The sequence below is a fragment of the Streptomyces callyspongiae genome, from assembly GCF_047200695.1.
In the GTDB taxonomy this organism is placed as follows: domain Bacteria; phylum Actinomycetota; class Actinomycetes; order Streptomycetales; family Streptomycetaceae; genus Streptomyces.
Genome location: NZ_JBJZOM010000002.1, coordinates 82,053 through 98,932, shown reverse-complemented (window position 1 = coordinate 98,932; position 16,880 = coordinate 82,053). Strand labels below are relative to the sequence as shown.

16 protein-coding genes are annotated in these 16,880 nt (G+C 72.2%); 10 read left to right on the top strand and 6 right to left on the bottom strand.

What is annotated here, in order from left to right; all coding sequences use genetic code 11:
* The first annotated feature begins 26 nt into the window (after window positions 1-26).
* From ACL06G_RS02210 to ACL06G_RS02195, 4 genes are all read left to right on the top strand, one after another.
* Window positions 27-1,262, top strand: coding sequence for an arginine deiminase (locus ACL06G_RS02210; protein WP_412835281.1), 1,236 nt, complete (start codon window positions 27-29; stop codon window positions 1,260-1,262).
* Window positions 1,263-1,332: 70 nt separating this feature from the next.
* Entirely contained in the window at window positions 1,333-2,343 is a 1,011-nt protein-coding gene (gene argF, locus ACL06G_RS02205; protein ID WP_412835280.1) for an ornithine carbamoyltransferase, read from the top strand.
* Between the two features lie 112 nt (window positions 2,344-2,455).
* Window positions 2,456-3,283: an enoyl-CoA hydratase family protein gene (locus ACL06G_RS02200; protein ID WP_412835279.1), complete on the top strand. Its 828-nt coding sequence runs from the start codon at window positions 2,456-2,458 to the stop codon at window positions 3,281-3,283.
* Between the two features lie 50 nt (window positions 3,284-3,333).
* The gene (locus ACL06G_RS02195) at window positions 3,334-5,598 is read left to right on the top strand and encodes a bifunctional salicylyl-CoA 5-hydroxylase/oxidoreductase (RefSeq protein WP_412835278.1); all 2,265 of its coding nucleotides are present in this window, start codon (window positions 3,334-3,336) and stop codon (window positions 5,596-5,598) included.
* 4 nt (window positions 5,599-5,602) lie between these two features.
* Here the strand turns inward: ACL06G_RS02195 and ACL06G_RS02190 are convergent, their stop codons facing one another.
* The 3 genes from ACL06G_RS02190 to ACL06G_RS02180 all read right to left on the bottom strand — a co-directional run bounded on the left by ACL06G_RS02190 (window position 5,603) and on the right by ACL06G_RS02180 (window position 8,415).
* Window positions 5,603-5,812 carry a DUF3099 domain-containing protein gene (locus ACL06G_RS02190; RefSeq protein WP_412835277.1) on the bottom strand — a complete coding sequence of 70 codons (210 nt, stop codon included), beginning with the start codon at window positions 5,810-5,812 and terminating at the stop codon, window positions 5,603-5,605.
* Between the two features lie 91 nt (window positions 5,813-5,903).
* Window positions 5,904-6,743, bottom strand: coding sequence for a PaaX family transcriptional regulator (locus ACL06G_RS02185; RefSeq protein ID WP_412835276.1), 840 nt, complete (start codon window positions 6,741-6,743; stop codon window positions 5,904-5,906).
* A gap of 4 nt (window positions 6,744-6,747) precedes the next feature.
* Window positions 6,748-8,415 (bottom strand): AMP-binding protein, encoded by a 1,668-nt coding sequence (locus ACL06G_RS02180; RefSeq protein ID WP_412835275.1) that lies wholly within the window; start codon window positions 8,413-8,415, stop codon window positions 6,748-6,750.
* A gap of 167 nt (window positions 8,416-8,582) precedes the next feature.
* On the opposite strand from ACL06G_RS02180, the gene ACL06G_RS02175 reads away from it, so the two are divergent.
* Both ACL06G_RS02175 and ACL06G_RS02170 read left to right on the top strand, forming a co-directional pair.
* The gene (locus ACL06G_RS02175; RefSeq protein WP_412784957.1) at window positions 8,583-9,710 is read left to right on the top strand and encodes an acyl-CoA dehydrogenase family protein; all 1,128 of its coding nucleotides are present in this window, start codon (window positions 8,583-8,585) and stop codon (window positions 9,708-9,710) included.
* Window positions 9,707-10,105, top strand: a complete 399-nt coding sequence (locus ACL06G_RS02170; RefSeq protein WP_412784956.1) for a RidA family protein — start codon at window positions 9,707-9,709, stop codon at window positions 10,103-10,105. The genes ACL06G_RS02175 and ACL06G_RS02170 overlap by 4 nt, the downstream gene beginning before the upstream one ends.
* 65 nt (window positions 10,106-10,170) lie before the next feature.
* On the opposite strand, the gene ACL06G_RS02165 is transcribed toward ACL06G_RS02170, so the two are convergent.
* Window positions 10,171-10,584, bottom strand: coding sequence for a VOC family protein (locus ACL06G_RS02165; RefSeq protein WP_412784955.1), 414 nt, complete (start codon window positions 10,582-10,584; stop codon window positions 10,171-10,173).
* Window positions 10,585-10,683: 99 nt separating this feature from the next.
* On the opposite strand from ACL06G_RS02165, the gene ACL06G_RS02160 reads away from it, so the two are divergent.
* A complete protein-coding gene (locus ACL06G_RS02160; RefSeq protein WP_412835274.1) occupies window positions 10,684-11,703 on the top strand; it encodes an ROK family protein in 1,020 nt (339 codons plus the stop codon).
* A gap of 106 nt (window positions 11,704-11,809) precedes the next feature.
* Window positions 11,810-12,658 carry a metallophosphoesterase family protein gene (locus ACL06G_RS02155; protein WP_412835273.1) on the top strand — a complete coding sequence of 283 codons (849 nt, stop codon included), beginning with the start codon at window positions 11,810-11,812 and terminating at the stop codon, window positions 12,656-12,658.
* A gap of 49 nt (window positions 12,659-12,707) precedes the next feature.
* On the opposite strand, the gene ACL06G_RS02150 is transcribed toward ACL06G_RS02155, so the two are convergent.
* Together ACL06G_RS02150 and ACL06G_RS02145 are read right to left on the bottom strand one after the other, a co-directional pair.
* Window positions 12,708-13,997 (bottom strand): ATP-binding protein, encoded by a 1,290-nt coding sequence (locus tag ACL06G_RS02150; protein WP_412784952.1) that lies wholly within the window; start codon window positions 13,995-13,997, stop codon window positions 12,708-12,710.
* Window positions 13,998-14,274: 277 nt separating this feature from the next.
* Entirely contained in the window at window positions 14,275-15,318 is a 1,044-nt protein-coding gene (locus ACL06G_RS02145) for an inosamine-phosphate amidinotransferase 1 (protein WP_412785094.1), read from the bottom strand.
* A gap of 531 nt (window positions 15,319-15,849) precedes the next feature.
* Between ACL06G_RS02145 and ACL06G_RS02140 the strand changes: the two genes are divergently transcribed.
* Window positions 15,850-16,092, top strand: a complete 243-nt coding sequence (locus tag ACL06G_RS02140) for a hypothetical protein (RefSeq protein ID WP_412784951.1) — start codon at window positions 15,850-15,852, stop codon at window positions 16,090-16,092.
* Window positions 16,093-16,165: 73 nt separating this feature from the next.
* A complete protein-coding gene (locus ACL06G_RS02135; RefSeq protein ID WP_412784950.1) occupies window positions 16,166-16,879 on the top strand; it encodes a response regulator in 714 nt (237 codons plus the stop codon).
* Window position 16,880: the final 1 nt, after the last annotated feature.

Sequence of the window (16,880 nt, the reverse complement as noted above, 5' to 3'; positions counted from 1 at the left end):
CCCGCTCCTCGGGACAGGATGGGCTCATGGGATTCCATGTCGACTCCGAGGCCGGGCGGCTCCGCCGCGTCATCCTGCACCGGCCCGATCTCGAGCTGAAGCGGCTCACCCCCACGAACAAGGACGATCTCCTGTTCGACGACGTTCTCTGGGTGCGGCGTGCCCGGCAGGAGCACGACGCCTTCGCCGACACGCTGCGCGACCGCGGGGTGGTGGTGCATCTGTTCGGGGATCTCCTGCGGGAGAGTCTCGAACTTCCTCCCGCGCGTGCACTCGTGCTGGACCGGGTCTTCGACGAGCGGGAGTACGGGCCGCTGGTCACCGATCACCTGCGTGCCGCCTTCGATGCGTTGCCCACGTCCGCGTTGGCGGAGGCACTGATCGGGGGGATGACCAAGCGCGAGTTCCTGGACCACCACCCCGAGCCGACCTCGGTGCGGTTCCACGTGATGGATCTGGACGACTTCCTGCTGGCGCCGCTGCCCAATCACCTCTTCACTCGCGACACCTCCGCGTGGGTCTACGACGGTGTGTCGGTCAACGACATGCGCTGGGAGGCCCGGCGCCGCGAGACCATCCACTTCGAGGCGATCTACCGGCACCATCCGCTGTTCGCGGCCAACGACTTCCACATCTGGTCGGAGGGGCGGGGGTCGGGCTACCCGTCGACGATCGAGGGCGGCGACGTGCTCGTCATCGGGAACGGCGCGGTGCTGGTGGGCATGAGCGAACGGACCACGCCGCAGGCGGTGGAGACTCTCGCGCGGGGCCTGTTCGAGGCCGGCTCCGCGACCAGCATCGTGGCGCTGGACCTGCCGAAGGCGCGGGCGTTCATGCACCTGGACACCGTCATGACGATGATCGGCGGTGACACCTTCACGCAGTACGAGGGCCTGGGAATGCTGCGCTCCTACACCATCGAGCCGGGCGGCGGGCAGGACCTCAAGGTCACGGACCACCCTCCGGAGCACATGCACCGGGCGATCGCCGCCGCTCTCGGGCTGGACCGCATCCGCGTGCTGACACCGACGCAGGACGTGCACTCGGCGGAGCGCGAGCAGTGGGACGACGGCTGCAACGTGCTGGCGCTCGAACCGGGCGTGGTCCTGGCGTACGAGCGTAATGTGACAACCAACACCTTTCTGCGGAAACAGGGCATCGAAGTGGTCGAGATCCCCGGCAGCGAGCTCGGCCGGGGGCGGGGCGGGCCCCGCTGCATGAGCTGCCCGGTCGAGCGGGACCCGGTGGTGGGCGACCGGTAGCTGAATAGGGATGCGATCGGTCGTATACAATTTCAGTTCAGGCTGATGCAGACGACCGAGGAGCCCTCTCATGGCGACTGACCTCACGGGCCGCCACTTCCTCCAGGAGGCGGACGTCACCGCCGACGAGTTCCGTCATCTCGTCGACCTCGCCGGCCGCCTCAAGGCGGACCGGGCCGCGGGGCGCGAGGAGCCGCTGCTCTGCGGCCGCACCGTCGCCCTGGTCTTCGAGAAGGCCTCCACCCGCACCCGCTGCGCCTTCGAGGTGGCCGCCGCCCATCAGGGGGCGGCCACCACCTGCCTCGATCCCGCGGGCTCCCACATGGGGCGCAAGGAGTCCGTACGGGACACCGCCCGCGTGCTCGGCCGGATGTTCGATGCGGTGGAGTTCCGCGGCGCCGACCAGTCCGTGGTCGAGGAACTGGCCGAGCACGCGGGGGTTCCCGTGTACAACGGGCTGACCGACGACTGGCACCCCACCCAGATGCTCGCCGACGTGCTCACGATGACCGAGCACAGTGCCCGGCCGCTCGCCTCGGTCGCCCACGCCTACCTCGGGGACGCCCGCAACAACATGGGCAACTCCACCCTGGTCACCGGGGCTCTGCTGGGGATGGACGTCCGCATCGTCGCGCCCCGCTCCCTCTGGCCGCGCGAGGCGGTGGTGGCGCGTGCGCGGGACCTGGCCGCGACCACCGGCGCAAGGATCACCCTGACGGAGGACGTCGCCGAAGGGGTCCGGGGTGCCGACTTCGTGAGCACCGACGTCTGGGTCTCGCTCGGCGAGCCCGCCGACGCCTGGGCGGAGCGCATCGCGCTGCTCCGCCCCTACGCCGTGACCGAAGAGGTGCTGCGCGCCACCGGCAACGACCGGGTGCGCTTCCTCCACTGTCTTCCCGCGTTCCACGACCTCGGTTCGGCGGTGGCCCGCGAGGTCCACGAGCAGTACGGCCTGGAGTACCTCGAGGTGAGCGACGAGGTGTTCGAGTCGGAGCGGTCCGTGGTCTTCGACCAGGCGGAGAACCGCATGCACACGATCAAGGCCCTGCTGGTCGCCACCCTCGCCGGCCGGCCCTGCTGAGTCCCGCTCCGCCCTCTCCTCCGGAGCTCCACGGCTATCGCGCACTCGTGACGGTAGTCATAAAGAGGTGATACGTTCTCGCTCGTCGGCCAACCTCCGGGAGGAGACCCGCATGAGTCCGTTCACCGGTTCCGTCGGCGCCGCCGAGCGCTGGTCGCACCTGCGGGTGGAGGAGGAGGACGGGGTCGTCACCGTCACCCTGGACCGGCCCGACAAACTGAACGCCCTGACCTTCGAGGCGTACGCCGACCTCCGCGACCTCCTCGCGGAGCTCTCCCGCGAGCGGCGCGCCCGCGCCCTCGTCCTCGCCGGTGAGGGCCGCGGATTCTGCTCGGGTGGAGACGTCGACGCCATCATCGGCGCCACGCTGTCCCTGGACACCGCCCAGCTGCTCGACTTCAACCGGATGACCGGCCAGGTCGTCCGGGCCCTCCGCGAAGCCCCGTTCCCGGTGGTCGCAGCCGTCCATGGTGTCGCCGCCGGTGCCGGCGCGGTCCTCGCGCTCGCCTCCGACTTCCGGGTCGCCGACCCGACCGCCCGGTTCGCCTTCCTCTTCACCCGCGTCGGGCTGTCGGGCGGCGACATGGGAGCCGCCTACCTGCTGCCCCGGGTGGTCGGTCTCGGCCACGCCACCCGCATCCTCATGCTGGGCGAGCCGGTACGCGCCCCGGAGGCCGAGCGCATCGGCCTGCTCAGCGAACTCACCGACGAGGGCGGCGCACACAAGGCCGCCGCGGCCCTGGCCCGCCGCCTCGCCGACGGACCTGCCCTGGCGCACGCCCAGACCAAGGCCCTGCTCACCTCCGAACTCGACATGGGCCTCTCCGCGTCCGTCGAGATGGACGCCGCCACCCAGGCGCTGCTGATGAACAGCGAGGACTACGCCGAGTTCCATGCCGCCTTCGGCGCGAAGCGGGCCCCCGAGTGGCGGGGACGGTAGCCGCCCGACGGCCCATGACCGACAGAGCTCCCACGACGCCAGGAGTCCCCATGCGCATCGCGGTCATCGGCGGTGGCCCGGGCGGCCTCTACTCCGCCGCGCTCCTCAAACGCCTCGACCCCACGCGCGAGGTCACCGTCCACGAACGCAACGCCCCCGACGACACCTTCGGCTTCGGCGTCGTGCTCTCCGACGAGACCCTGGGCGGCATCGAGAGCGCCGACCCCGTCGTCCACGCCGCGCTGCGCGACGAGTTCGTGCGGTGGAGCGACATCGACATCGTCCACCGCGGACGCACCCTGACCTCCGGCGGCCACGGGTTCTCCGCCCTCGGCCGCCGCCGGCTGCTCGCGATCCTCCACGCGCGGTGCCGCGAACTGGGCGTGGACCTGCGCTTCGGCACCGAAGCCCCGCCCGCCGCCGAACTGGCCCGCACCCACGACCTGGTGATCGCCGCCGACGGCGTGCACAGCACCACCCGAGAAGCCGCACCCCAGGCCTTCGGACCGCAGGTCACCACCCATCGCTGCCGCTACATCTGGCTCGCCACCGATTTCGCCCTCGACGCCTTCCGGTTCGAGATCGCCGAGACCGAGCACGGCGTCATGCAGCTCCACGCCTACCCCTACGCCGCCGACGCCTCGACCGCCATCGTCGAGATGCGTGAGGAGGTCTGGCAGGCCGCCGGCCTGGACCGGATGGACGCACAGGCATCCGCCGACCACTGTGCCAAGCAATTCCCCCGCACCCTGGCGGGCCGGCCGCTGCACGGCAACAACTCGCAGTGGATCGCCTTCCGCACGGTCTCCAACGAGAAGTGGTCGCACGGCAACATCGTGCTGCTCGGGGACGCGGCGCACACCGCCCACTTCTCCATCGGCTCCGGCACCAAACTGGCCGTCGAGGACGCCCTCGCCCTCGCCGCCTGCGTCGAGGAGCAGCCGACGGTCCCCGAGGCCCTCGCCGCCTACGAGGCCGAGCGGCGGCCGGTGGTGCGCTCCACGCAGCGTGCCGCGAAGGCGAGCCTGGAGTGGTTCGAGGATCTGGCCGGCTACGTCGACCAGCCGCCGCACCGCTTCGCGTTCAACCTCCTCACCCGCAGCCGCCGCGTCACCCACGACAACCTGCGCCTGCGCGACCCGGACTTCGTGGCGGCGGTGGAGCGGGAGGCCGGGGTGCCCGAGGGTACGCCGCCGATGTTCACCCCGTTCCGCCTGGGAAGTCTGCGCCTGCGCAACCGCGTGGTCGTCTCCGCCATGGACATGTACTCGGCGACCGACGGGGTGCCGGGCGACTTCCACCTCGTGCACCTGGGCGGCCGGGCCCTGGGCGGCGCGGGGCTGGTCATGACCGAGATGGTGTGCGTCTCGCCCGAAGGGCGCATCACTCCGGGCTGCACGGGACTGTGGAACGACGAACAGACCCGCTCCTGGCGCCGCATCACCGACTTCGTCCACGCGCAGGCACCCGGCACCGCGATCGGTGTGCAACTCGGTCACGCAGGGCGCAAGGGTTCCACGCAACTCATGTGGGAGGGCATCGACGACCCTCTCCCGCACGGCAACTGGCCGCTGGTCGCGCCCTCCGCACTGCCCTACCGCGCAGGCGTCAGCCAGGTGCCCCGGGAACTGGACGCCGCCGGACTCGCCGACATCCGCGACCGGTTCGTGCAGGCGGCACGGCGCGCCGCCGAGGCCGGATTCGACCTGCTGGAACTCCACTGCGCCCACGGCTACCTGCTGTCCGGCTTCCTGTCGCCGCTGACGAACCGTCGCACGGACGCCTACGGCGGCGACGTCCACGGACGACTCCGCTTCCCCCTCGAGGTTCTCGACGCGGTGCGCGAGGCGTGGCCCGACGACCGGGCGCTGACGGTGCGCATCTCCGCCACGGAGTGGGCCGAGGGCGGCACCGACGAGGCCGACCTGCACACCCTCGCGCGGGCGTTCGCCGAGCACGGCGCCGACGCTATCGACGTCTCCACCGGACAGGTCGTGCCCGAGGAGAAACCGGACTTCGGACGCTCCTACCAGACGCCGTTCGCCGACCGCATCCGCAACGAACTCGACGTCCCCGTCATCGCCGTCGGAGCGATCTCCTCCTGGGACGACGTCAACTCGCTGCTCCTGGCGGGGCGGGCGGACCTGTGCGCACTGGCCCGCCCCCACCTGTACGACCCGCACTGGACCCTCCACGCGGCCGCCGACCAGGAGTACCGGGGGCCGGGCGCCGTCTGGCCGCTGCCCTACCGCGCGGGAAGCAGGAAACCGCCCACGGGACGCACCGACACGCCGAAGCAGCGGCTCGGCCTGTGAGGGCTCAGTCCTGATCGTCCCACCAGCGCTCGCCCCGTTCGCGCCGGTTGCCGACGATCACTGCGGCGGGCGGCAGGGCCATGGCCACGACGCACAGCGCGATGGCGGCGGGAACGGACCACAGCCGCACGAAACCCCACGCGCTGACGAACAGGACGAGGCAGACGCCCATCAGCGTGAAGTAGCGCCGCCGCCTCCGTGAGCTCGGGTCCATGGAACCAAGGGTAGGCACACGCACGCGGGAGCCGCTGTGCTCCCACCGAGCCCCGCCGCCGCGCCGCACCCGCGGACCGGTGCGGCCGCCGTCAGGGCGAACGGACGACCCCGGCGACGTACGTGCCGCCGGCGTCGCGGAGCTTCTCGTCCAGTGCCGCGAAGACCTCCGCCGCCCGCTCGCCGGGCCAGTCGGCAGGGAGGAGCGATGCCGGCAGCCCCGGGTCGGCGTACGGCAGCCGCCGCCAGGCGTCCAGCGCGGGCAGGTAGTCCCGGTAGGCGTCCTCGGGGTCGACCGGGGCGCGCTCCGCCCAGGCCCGGAGCACGGGCTCGTGCACCGCGAGGAAACCGCGGTGCAGCGCGGCGATCCCCTCCAGGTCCCACCAGCGGGCGACGGCCTCCCGCGTCGGCTCGAACCCGGCGTGCTCGCCGCGGAACAGTTCCACGTAGGCCGCCAACCCAAGGCGCTGCAGGGTGTGCCGGGTCTCCTCCTCCAGATGGGCCGGGGCCAGCCAGACACCGGGCGCCGCGTTCCCGAACCCCAGACGGGCCAGCCGGGAGCGGAGTATGTGGCGCCGCTGCCGCTCCCGCTCCGGCACCGAGAACACCGCGAGGAGCCAGCTCTCCCCGTCGGCGCGGCGCGGACGGTGATAGATGCGCCGGTCGCCGTCCTCCAGCAGCTGCCGCGCGTCCGGGGACGGCGCGTAGGCGGCCGACCGGCTGCCGGCGCGGTCGGCGGCCAGCAACCCGCGCCGCTTCAGGCGCGACACCGCGGACCGCACGGACGGTGCGTCGATGCCGAGCGCACCGAGCAACCGGATCAGGGCGGACACGGGCACGCTGCCGTCCTCGGCGGCGTACCGGCCGTACGCACCGTAGAACGTGAGGATCAAGGAGCCCGGTGTCGGGGCGGAGGAAGGGGGCTGGACCACGCCGTCACTCTAGTGCTGCTGAGGACGGCTCCTCCGCGGAGTGGTCGCGCAGCCGGAACCGCTGGAGTTTTCCGGTCGGCGTGCGCGGCAGTGCCTCCTCGAACACGATCTCCTTCGGGCACTTGAAGGGCGCGAGCTCCTCCTTGGTGAAGGCCCGCAGACGGTCCACGGTGTCCCGGCCCCGGGGGACGCCGTCCCGCAGCACCACGTGCGCCACCACCGTCTGCCCGCGCCGCGCGTCCGGCCTTCCCACGACGGCGACCTCCTCGACATCGGGATGGCGCAGCAGCGCCCCCTCGACCTCCGGGCCGGCGATGTTGTAGCCCGCCGAGACGATCATGTCGTCCGCGCGTGCCACGTAGCGGAAGTATCCGTCGGCCTCCCGGACGTAGGTGTCGCCCGTGATGTTCCAGCCGCCCCGCACGTAGACCTCCTGCCGCGGGTCGGCCAGGTAGCGGCAGCCGACCGGGCCGCGCACGGCCAGCAGGCCGGGCTCCCCGTCCGGCACCGGGGTGACGCCGTCCTCCTCGACGATCCGCGCCTCGAAGCCCGGCACCGGCACGCCGGTGGTGCCCGGACGGACGGCGTCGTCCGCGGCCGAGAGGAAGATGTGCAGCATCTCTGTCGCCCCGATGCCGTCGATCAGCCGCAGACCGGTGCGTGCGTGCCAGGCCTCCCAGGTGGCGGCCGGCAGGTGTTCGCCCGCCGAGACGCAGCGCCGCAGCGAGGACACGTCCCACGCCCCGCTCTCCTCACCGCCGTCGGCAAGCGAGGCCAGCATCGCCCGGTAGGCCGTCGGCGCCGTGAACAGCACGCTCACCCGGTGGCGCTGTACCGCGCCCAGCAGCTGCTCCGGCCCGCTCCACTGCTCCAGCAGCGCGGCCGCGCCCACCCGCAGCGGGAAGATCACCAGACCGCCGAGCCCGAACGTGAAGCCCAGGGGCGGACTGCCGGCGAACAGATCGTCCGGGCGCGGTCGCAGCACGTGGGCGGAGAAGGTGTCCGCGACCGCCGTCACGTCGCGGTGGAAGTGCATGCACCCCTTGGGGCGTCCTGTCGTGCCGGAGGTGAAGGCGATCAGGGCCACGTCGTCGGAAGCGGTGGCCACTGCCTCGTAGCGGCGGCCGGACCAGCGGGCGGCGAGCCGGAGCAGGTCCTCGTGCGTCCCGCCGCCGAAGGGCGTCGTACGGAGTCCCGGCACCCCGGCCTTCTCCAGGTCGTCGAGGGCCGTGGCGTCGCACAGCGCGTGGCTCACCCGGCCGATCCCGCAGATCGTGCGCAGTTCCTGCGGGCGCTGCGTCGCCAGCACCGTGACGGCCACCGCTCCGGCCTTCATCACCGCGAGCCAGCAGGCCGCCAGGTACGGCGTGGTGGGGCCGCGCAGCAGTACCCGATTGCCCGGCACGACGCCGAGGTCGGAGGTCAGCACGTGGGCGAGGGCGTCGACGCGGCGCCGGAGGTCGCCGTACGACCAGGTCTCCTCGTCGGTCACGAACGCGGGCCGGTCCGGACCCAGCCGCTCGATGGTCCGGTCCAGCAGTTCCGCCCCGCAGTTGAGGCGGTCCGGGTAGCGCAGTTCGGGCAGGTCGGCCGTCAGTTCCGGCCACTGGGCCCGGGGCGGCAGATGGTCCCGGGCGAAGGTGTCGGCGTGGGCGGACGGAGTCTCTTCCATGCGGTCGTGCCCCCTTGCGGCAGTCCCGGAGGCGGTTGTCCGGTGGGCCCGGTGGGCCGCCGCCCCCGGGAAACCCGTGCGGTGGGGAACCGGCGTGCCGGGATGCCGATGAGCGTAACGTGTTGGTGACGACAGTCAACGGTCCGCGATAAAGGAGGCGGGTGCCGATGCGGGCGTTCGCGCTGGAACCCGAACAACAACGGTGGTGCGAGGAGTTGCGGTCGCTGGCCGTGGACACGTTCCGACCGCTCGCCGCCGACCACGGTGAACGGGCCTGTGTGAACCGTCCCCTCGTCGCGGCGCTCGGCGACACCGGGCTCCTCGACCGCGTCTTCCCGGCCGGTGGAGAGCCGGCGAAGGCCGTGGACCTGTGCCTGCTGCGCGAATCCCTCGCCCACGGCTGCACGGAGGCGGAGACCGCGCTCGCCCTGCAGGGCCTCGGCGCGTATCCGCTCGCCCTCGCCGGCACCGACGAGCAGCGTGCCCGCCTGCTGCCGGGCATCGCCGCCGGACGTGCCGTCGCCGCCTTCGCCCTCAGCGAGCCCGGTGCCGGCTCCGACGCGGCCGCACTCTCGCTGCGGGCCGTACGGACCGGTGATTCCTGGGAACTGCACGGCACCAAGACCTGGATCTCCAACGCACCGCATGCGGACCTCTACTCCGTCTTCGCCCGTACCACCGAGGGCGCGGGAGCACGCGGCGTCACCGCCTTCCTGGTCCCCGCCGACCGCCCGGGACTCACCGGGGAGCCGCTGCGGATGCTCTCGCCGCACCCGATCGGCACGCTCACCTTCGACGGCGTCCCGGTGGCCGCGGACGACATGCTGGGAGAGGTCGACGCCGGCTTCGCCCTCGCGATGCGGACCCTGAACCTGTTCCGGCCCAGCGTCGGAGCCTTCGCGGTGGGCATGGCGCAGGCAGCTCTGGACGCCGCCGTGGCGCACGCCGGGAGCCGTACCGCGTTCGGTGCCCCGCTGCGCGACATGCAGGCCGTCTCCCACCAACTCGCGGAGACCGCCACCCGCATCGAGGCGGCGCGGTTGCTGGTGTACGCCGCCGCGGCCGCGTACGACCGGGGCGAACCCGGCATCGCCCGGCGGGCCGCCATGGCGAAACTGCTGGCCACCGAGACCGCCCAGCAGGCCGTGGACACGGCCGTGCAGATCCACGGCGCCGCCGCCCTCCAGCACGGGCACCTGCTGGAACACCTGTACCGCGAGGTGCGCGCTCCCCGCATCTACGAAGGAGCGACAGAGGTGCAGCGTTCGATCATCGCGAAGGAGCTCTACCGGTGACCCTCGACCGCATCAACCCCGACGGACTGGCCCCGCCGAAGGGCTTCTCCCATGCCGTGACCGTGACCGGCGGCCGGCTGGTGTTCCTCGCCGGGCAGACCGCCTTGGACGACGACGGCCGGATCACCGGTGCCGACCTGCCCGCCCAGTTCGCGCGCGCCCTGGCGAACCTGCTCGCGGCGCTGCGAGCAGCGGGCGGCACCCCGGCCGGACTCACCCGCGTGACCGTGTACACCACGGACGTTGCGGCGTACCGCCGGCACGCCCCCGAGCTGGGGAAGGTCTGGCGCGAGCTGGCCGGGCTCGACTACCCGGCCATGGCGCTCATCGGCGTGACACGCCTCTGGGACGAGGAGGCGCTGGTGGAGGTGGACGGCGTCGCCGTACTCGACTGAGCCGTCCGCGGCGGGTGCGGGCCCCACGGGGGCTCCGTGGGGGCTCCGACACCCGCCCGGATCGCTCAGCCCTCCTCCATGGCTGACGGGTCCATCCAGACGGCCTCCCACAGGTGGCCGTCGGGGTCGCAGAAGCTGCGCCCGTACATGAACCCTTCCTCCATGGGCGGGTTCGCCGGGCTGCCGCCGTGGGCCAGCGCCGCGTCCACGAGCGTGTCCACCGCTTCGCGGCTCTCCAGCCCGAGGGCGACGATCGCCTCCGTCGTCGTCGTGGCGTCGGCGATCTCCTTCGGCGTGAAGCCCTTGAAGAACGGCTCGACCAGCAGCATCGCGAAGATGCCGTTCTCCTTGTCGATCTCCATCGCCGTGGCGTTCTCGTCGGTGAACTGCTTGCTGAACGTGAATCCGAGCGTGCCGAAGAACTCCCGGGAGCGGTCCAGGTCCTTCACGGGCAGGTTCACGAAGATCATGGTGGACATGGTGGGCCCTCTTCCGTCTCGGGGCGCCGGACGGCGCCTGCTGAAGGGGATGACTCCACCGGTCCGCAGAACTCATCGCTTCCCCGGAGGGCATTTCGCATGACCGCCGCCGCCCCGCACTCCCGCCCCGATCCGCCACCCGGGGACGTCGTCCTCGCGCTGGACATCGGCGGCACGAAACTGGCTGCCGGAGTCGTGGACTCCCGAGGGGCCCTGCTGTCCTCGGCGGTGTGCCCGACCGGGGTGGTGGAGGGGGTCGACGCGGTGCTGGACCGGCTCCTGCGGCTCGGCGACCGCGTGCTCGCCGACGCGCGCGCCCGCCCGCAGGACCTCCTGGGCACCGGCATCGGCTGCGGCGGCCCGCTCGACTCCGAGGCGGGGGTGCTGGTGTCCCCGCCCCACCTCCCGGGATGGCGCGACGTGCCGGTCGTCGCCCACGTCCGGGAGCGCTACGGCATCCCCGCCGTGCTCGACAACGACGGCACGGCCGGTGCGGCGGGGGAGTGGTTCTTCGGTGCCGGCCGCGGCGCGTCGCACCTGCTCTACCTGACGGTCTCCACCGGGATCGGCGGCGGTGCCGTCCTGGGCGGACGCGTCTTCCGGGGGGCCGCGGGCAACGGCGGGGAGCCGGGCCACGTGACGGTGGTGTCCGACGGACGCCCCTGCCGCAGTTGCGGCCGCCCGGGCTGCCTGGAGGCGTACGCCTCCGGCTCCGCCATCGCGGAGCGGGCCGCGGAGGCCGCTGCCGCGGCGAAGGCCGCGGGAACCCCCACCGCACTGGGACGGGCGGGAACCGTGACGGCTGCCGAGGTCGCGGCGGCGGCGGAGCACGGCGACCCGCAGGCCGCACGGGTGTGGGGCGAGGCCGTGGCGGCGCTCGGCTCCGGCCTCACCTCGCTGGTCAACGTCTACGAGCCGGAACTCGTCGTGCTCGGCGGTGGCGTCACCCGGGCCGGAGAGCGCCTCCTCGGCCCTGTCCGGGCGGCCGTCGCCGAGGGGGCGATGGGGCCGGCTGCCCGTGCCGCGCGCATCGTCCCGGCCTCCGCGGGCGACAGCGCCGGAGTCGTGGGGGCGGCGGCCGTCGCTTTCGAACGGATCGGAGGACAGGTGCCGGGGTGAGGCGACGGGCACGTCGGGTTGCCGAATTCACCTCCCGTGCGCGGGAGTCGGCGGAGCACTACAGTTGTCCTCCGCAGCCCGGCGACGGCGACGGACAGGGGGAACCGTGGAGCACGGCCGCGCGAGCCTGCTGGCCATCAGCGACCTGCACGTGCGGCACCGGGAGAACCGGGAGATCCTCGACGGACTCCGCCCGCATTCCGAGAGGGACTGGCTCCTGGTCGCCGGGGACGTCGGGGAGACCTTCGACGACATCGTGCGCACCATGGAGCTGCTGAGCAGGCGCTTCGCCCGGGTCGTCTGGGTTCCGGGCAACCACGAGCTGTGGACCGTGCCGAACGACCCGGTGCAGCTGCGTGGCGAGGAACGCTACCGCCACCTCGTCGACACCCTCCGCGGACTGGACGTCCTCACCCCGGAGGACCCGTACCCGGTGTGGGAGGGGCCCGGCGGACCGGTCGCGGTCGTGCCGATGTTCCTGCTGTACGACTACACCTTCCGTCCGCCCGGCACGCACTCCAAGGACGAGGCGCTGGAAGCGGCGTACGACGCCGGGGTGGTCGCCACCGACGAGTTCCTCCTGCACCACGAGCCCCACGCCGGCCGGGACGGCTGGTGCCGCTCCCGGCTCGCGTACACCCGGGATCGGCTGGAGCGCCTCGATCCCGACCTGCCCACGGTGCTCGTCAACCACTTCCCGCTGGTCCGCGAGCCCACGCGGGTTCTCCACTACCCCGAATTCGCCCTGTGGTGCGGTACGGACGCCACGGCCGACTGGCACGTGCGCTACCGCGCGGCCGCCGTCGTCCACGGCCATCTGCACATCCCGCGCACCCTGGTGCACGACGGGGTCCCGCACCAGGAGGTGTCGCTGGGCTACCCGCGCGAGTGGCGCAGTCGCCCGGCACCTCCCGCGGGCCTGCACCGGGTGCTGCCCCGGGGCGAACGGGCGTGAGGAGCGGTGCGTGCCGTAGCCGCGCAGGCCACGACCGTCCGCACGGGGCTCACACCCGGCCGGCGGTCCGCAGGTCGCGGTCGAAGGCGTCGATGTCCTCCTGGGTGAGCGTCGTGCGCGTTCCCGCGATGGCGTGCAGGTAGTCCTCGGTGCGCTGCCCCACGCGCTCGGAGGCATCCGGACCGGCCGTCAGATGGCGCTCGAACGCGGTCTGCGCCGCGGTGCGCGCCGCGTACTCGATGTCCGCCGGGGTGAAGCGGTCGCTGGCTTCCACCAGGGCGGTCATGTCGATGTCCTTCGCGGTCTCCGGGCCGATGTACCGGATCCAGATCGCCAACCTGGCTTCGGCGTCCGGCGGGCCGACGGGGATCAGGTAGTCGAAGCGTCCCGGCCGCAGGAACGCCGGGTCCAGCGATCGGATCACGTTGGTCGCGCAGATGAGCAGGCGGCGGTCGCCGTGCCGGAACTGCGGGATGAGCTTGAGGAGTTCGTTGGTCACCCGGTGTGCGAGCGTGGTCGGGTCGTGGCGTTCGGAGGCGATCTCCTCCGCTTCGTCGAAGAACAGCACCGCCTGCTCGAGGTGCTCCACGCGGGAGAAGAGCCGCCGCAGTCCGCCGGCCACTCCGTGGGGCTCGTCGGCGAGTTGGTAGGGCGACACCTCGATGAAGGGCCAGCGCAGACGGGAGGCGATCGCTCGCGCGAACGTCGTCTTGCCGGTTCCGGGAGGGCCGAACAGGACCACCGCACGCGGCGGGACCAGATGGTAGCGGCCCGCGACGCCCGGGTTCTCCAGCGGCAGTACCAGCCGGCGCTCGATGAGCGTCTTCTCCGCCTTCATTCCCGCGATGCGTTCCCACAGCCCGTCCTCGGGCACGGTGGCGCCGAGGAGGTCGAGCAGCGTGGCTTCTGCGGAGGTCGGGGAGAGCAGCTTCTCGAAGTAGCGCAGCCGGGGCCGGGGTGTGTACCCGGAATTCCGGAACGCGGGTTCCGCCGCTTCGCCCTCGGGAAGCAGCGCGCCGATGCGACGCACTCCCTGCTGCGTCAGCAGGCGTTCCTCCAGAGCCGTCAGCAGCGTCGCTCCGATGCCGCGGTGCTGCCACTGGCCGGCGACGGCCAGCCGCAGCACCCAGGCGTGCTCCTGCGCGGTCGAGGACACCGCGGCGCCGACCACCTGGTTCCCCACGAGGGCCACGACGGCCGGGGCCCCGGCCCGCAGCGCACTGATCAGCTCCGCCAGGCTCACGGCGGGGTCCACGGCCGTGTCCCGCGTCTCTTCCCAGATCCCCACGACCTGGTCCAGGTCGTCCTCGGCGAGACTGCGTATCCGCCACGGGGCCATACCGCACATCACCTCATCCCGAACGGCCCGGAGGGCGTGAGGTGCGGCGCCCGGTGGCCGGGTGCCGACCGGCAGGAGAGGCACGCCCCGGTGCGCGTCGCGGCCAGGGCCTGCGCGTGAGGGGGTCGGGGCGGGACGCCCGGACTGCGTCGCGGAGGCGGCCGTGGGCCCCTTGCGTGCGCGAGTGCCCTTGTCGGCAGGCTACCCCGACGGGCCTCGCGCCGCCCGCCGAGCGGCGGGCGGCTCTTCGTCCTCGCTCCTCGCGCAGGGCGTCGGCTCACCGGTAGGTGGCGAGTTCGCCCCTGCGTCGTACGTCCAGTGTCACGCAGTGGAATCCGCCGCCCAGCGTCCTGGAATGGGTGAGCTGTGCCGGGACGACTTCCACCCCGTGGCGTTCCAGTTCCTTGATCAGTTCCGTCTGCCGCTTGTCCACGATGGCCTTCCCGGGCGCGATCACCAGGAAGTTCATGCCGATCCACACGGACGATTTCGGGTGGTCGCCGACGAAGCCGGTGTCGGTCAGCTCCGGGCAGACGATCCGGTCCCAGCCGCGCAGGAACTCGGGCATGTTGTCCTCGTTCACCCGGGACGGGTTGATCAGCATGAGTCCGGGGCGGAGCGGCACGATCGTCGAGTCGATGTGCGTGGAGGTGTACAGGCCCTCGCAGGGGTGCACGGTGTACTGGTCGCCGAGTGCCGCCTGCAGCCAGCGCGCGCCGATCAGGTTGCCGCTGTCGGAGACCTGGTACAGCAGGTCCGTGCCGAACCGGAGGATGTTCGCCGCGTCGAAGGCCGGTTCCAGGTCCTGCAGCCGCTTTCCCGGCGGAGCTGTTGGCTCGTACATGTCATCAGTGAGCCGGGGCTTGGGGGCCGACAGCCACCGTGCACCGCTCTCGAGGTACTCCAGGAACAGGTCCTTGTAGGCGAAGCCTTCGAGGAAGCGCGACCGGAGCACCATCGGCGCCTCGACGATGGAGTTGCCGACCGCGAGGAACCCGTCGCGCGGGCAGTAGTCGTAGAACCCGTCGGTGCTCCAGTCCGGGGTGGACAGGGTCGACGCGTGGTCGCGACCGCCCGGCCGCCGCACGGTCACGCCGACGCCGGTGAGCAGCTCCACCAGCTCCTCGAGCTCCGCCTCGGTCTGCTCGGCCACATGATCCGGGTACGGGCCGGACGGAACCCGTTGCGGGTCGTCCACCATCTCCGGGTACTCCGTGGAGATCAGGCTCCGCTCCGCGACCGGTACCCGGGCGCCCGCCATGGTCCCGACGACGATCTCCTCCAGCGGATCCCATTCCGTGTGCACATCGACCAGGCTCATCGGGTCGTCCCCTCCCATGCCGGGCACCGCCGGCGCGGCGTCATTCGGTCGAACACCGTGTGAAGCGGTCGAGCGGTGCGAAGCGCCCCCCTGCAGGTGTCAGGGTCGGCCGCCTCACGCATGCCGTGGATCTCCCCCGCCCTCCTCCAGGCCGCAACACCGGACCGACACCGAGCGACACACGCGTCGAGCACGCGCCGGATGCGGCAGGCACCTCGCCCGGAAACCGCATCAGGCAGGTGTCTATCCGTTCGATTGTAGAGCGGGACGGCCCCGCTCGCGGTGCTTTCGCGGTACTCCAGCCGGCCCGCGCCGCTGCCGATCTCTCGCGGGAAAAGACTCCTTGATGCGCCATTGACCGTGTCATAGGCACAGGACATGATGGGCGACGTTTTTTACGGGCGTCCACGGCGCCGCCGCCCGGGCGATGGCGAGACTCCTTCGAGGACAGGTGACCCGGGCGACCTGCGAGGTCGACGTGGAGACAGGGGGAACGCAGATGCTGGTCGCAGTGGTGAGCCGGAGACCCGCATGCCGAGCCCGTTCGGTGCCGGCGCCTCGGCCCACCGGGCCGGCAGCGGACTCGGCGGCCTCCTGATGACCCTCGTCGGCGCCCCGACCACCCTGGTGGTCGGGGCGGTGCTCTGCGCGGCGCCGGAGGGCAGGTTCGTGCCGCCGCGTGCCTCCCGCGGTGCGGTCCCCGGAGGAACCCGCTTCCCGGACGCCAACCCCTGCCCCGCGATGCGCTACGCAGCGGAGGACGTGCCCCCATGACGGCCGAACGGTCCGACAGCCGGCGCCCGCGGACGAGCGAGGCCTCCAGCCAACCTGATCGAGGCGGAACACCATGACCATACGGGTACTCATCTGCGACGAACTGCCCGTCATCGGAGACGGGTTACGGACACTGCTCGACGCGGTGCCGGACATCGACGTGATCGACACGACCGACAACGGCATGGAGGCCATCGTCCTGGTGCGCACCCGGCGGCCCGACGTCGTGGTCACCGACCTGAGCCTCCGGACCATCTCGGGCCTGGAGATGATCCGCAGACTCGGCAAGGAGGAGGATCCGCCGCACATCGTGGTCTTCACCGGAGCCGACGAGGACAAGACGGTGAGCGATGTGCTGCATGCCGGTGCGAGCTGCCTGCTCGGCAAGGATGCCCGACCGCAGGAGCTCGTCGCCGCGATCCGGGCCGCGGCAGCGGGCCGCACCATGCTCGCGCCGGACGTGGCCAGACGCCTGGTCACCTGGTTCCGTGAGAAGCCGGAGCCCCCCGAGTCCGCCCCGTGCCCGGAGGTGACCGAACTGACCCCCCGGGAACGGGAGGTGACCCGCATGGTGGCGCAGGGCATGTCGACCGAGGAGGTGGCCCGCGAACTGACCATCGGCGTCGCGACCGTGCGCACCCACCTGTACCGGGTGCGCATCAAGCTCGGTGTGCGCGACCGCGCCCAGCTCGTCTCGCTGGCCTACCGGTCCGGGCTCATCCGGTCGGCCGGGAGCGTCACCGGCGACGAGCAGCCCGGGATGCGGAAAGAGATGCACGCGGGCTGAT

Excerpts from the sequence above, each read along its gene's own strand:
- ACL06G_RS02210 (WP_412835281.1), top strand. The coding sequence starts at position 27 with ATGGGATTCCATGTCGACTCCGAGGCCGGGCGGCTCCGCCGCGTCATC.
- argF (WP_412835280.1), top strand. The coding sequence starts at position 1,333 with ATGGCGACTGACCTCACGGGCCGCCACTTCCTCCAGGAGGCGGACGTC.
- ACL06G_RS02200 (WP_412835279.1), top strand. The coding sequence starts at position 2,456 with ATGAGTCCGTTCACCGGTTCCGTCGGCGCCGCCGAGCGCTGGTCGCAC.
- ACL06G_RS02195 (WP_412835278.1), top strand. The coding sequence starts at position 3,334 with ATGCGCATCGCGGTCATCGGCGGTGGCCCGGGCGGCCTCTACTCCGCC.
- ACL06G_RS02190 (WP_412835277.1), bottom strand. The coding sequence starts at position 5,812 with ATGGACCCGAGCTCACGGAGGCGGCGGCGCTACTTCACGCTGATGGGC.
- ACL06G_RS02180 (WP_412835275.1), bottom strand. The coding sequence starts at position 8,415 with ATGGAAGAGACTCCGTCCGCCCACGCCGACACCTTCGCCCGGGACCAT.
- ACL06G_RS02175 (WP_412784957.1), top strand. The coding sequence starts at position 8,583 with ATGCGGGCGTTCGCGCTGGAACCCGAACAACAACGGTGGTGCGAGGAG.
- ACL06G_RS02165 (WP_412784955.1), bottom strand. The coding sequence starts at position 10,584 with ATGTCCACCATGATCTTCGTGAACCTGCCCGTGAAGGACCTGGACCGC.
- ACL06G_RS02160 (WP_412835274.1), top strand. The coding sequence starts at position 10,684 with ATGACCGCCGCCGCCCCGCACTCCCGCCCCGATCCGCCACCCGGGGAC.
- ACL06G_RS02150 (WP_412784952.1), bottom strand. The coding sequence starts at position 13,997 with ATGGCCCCGTGGCGGATACGCAGTCTCGCCGAGGACGACCTGGACCAG.
- ACL06G_RS02145 (WP_412785094.1), bottom strand. The coding sequence starts at position 15,318 with ATGAGCCTGGTCGATGTGCACACGGAATGGGATCCGCTGGAGGAGATC.
- ACL06G_RS02140 (WP_412784951.1), top strand. The coding sequence starts at position 15,850 with ATGCCGAGCCCGTTCGGTGCCGGCGCCTCGGCCCACCGGGCCGGCAGC.
- ACL06G_RS02135 (WP_412784950.1), top strand. The coding sequence starts at position 16,166 with ATGACCATACGGGTACTCATCTGCGACGAACTGCCCGTCATCGGAGAC.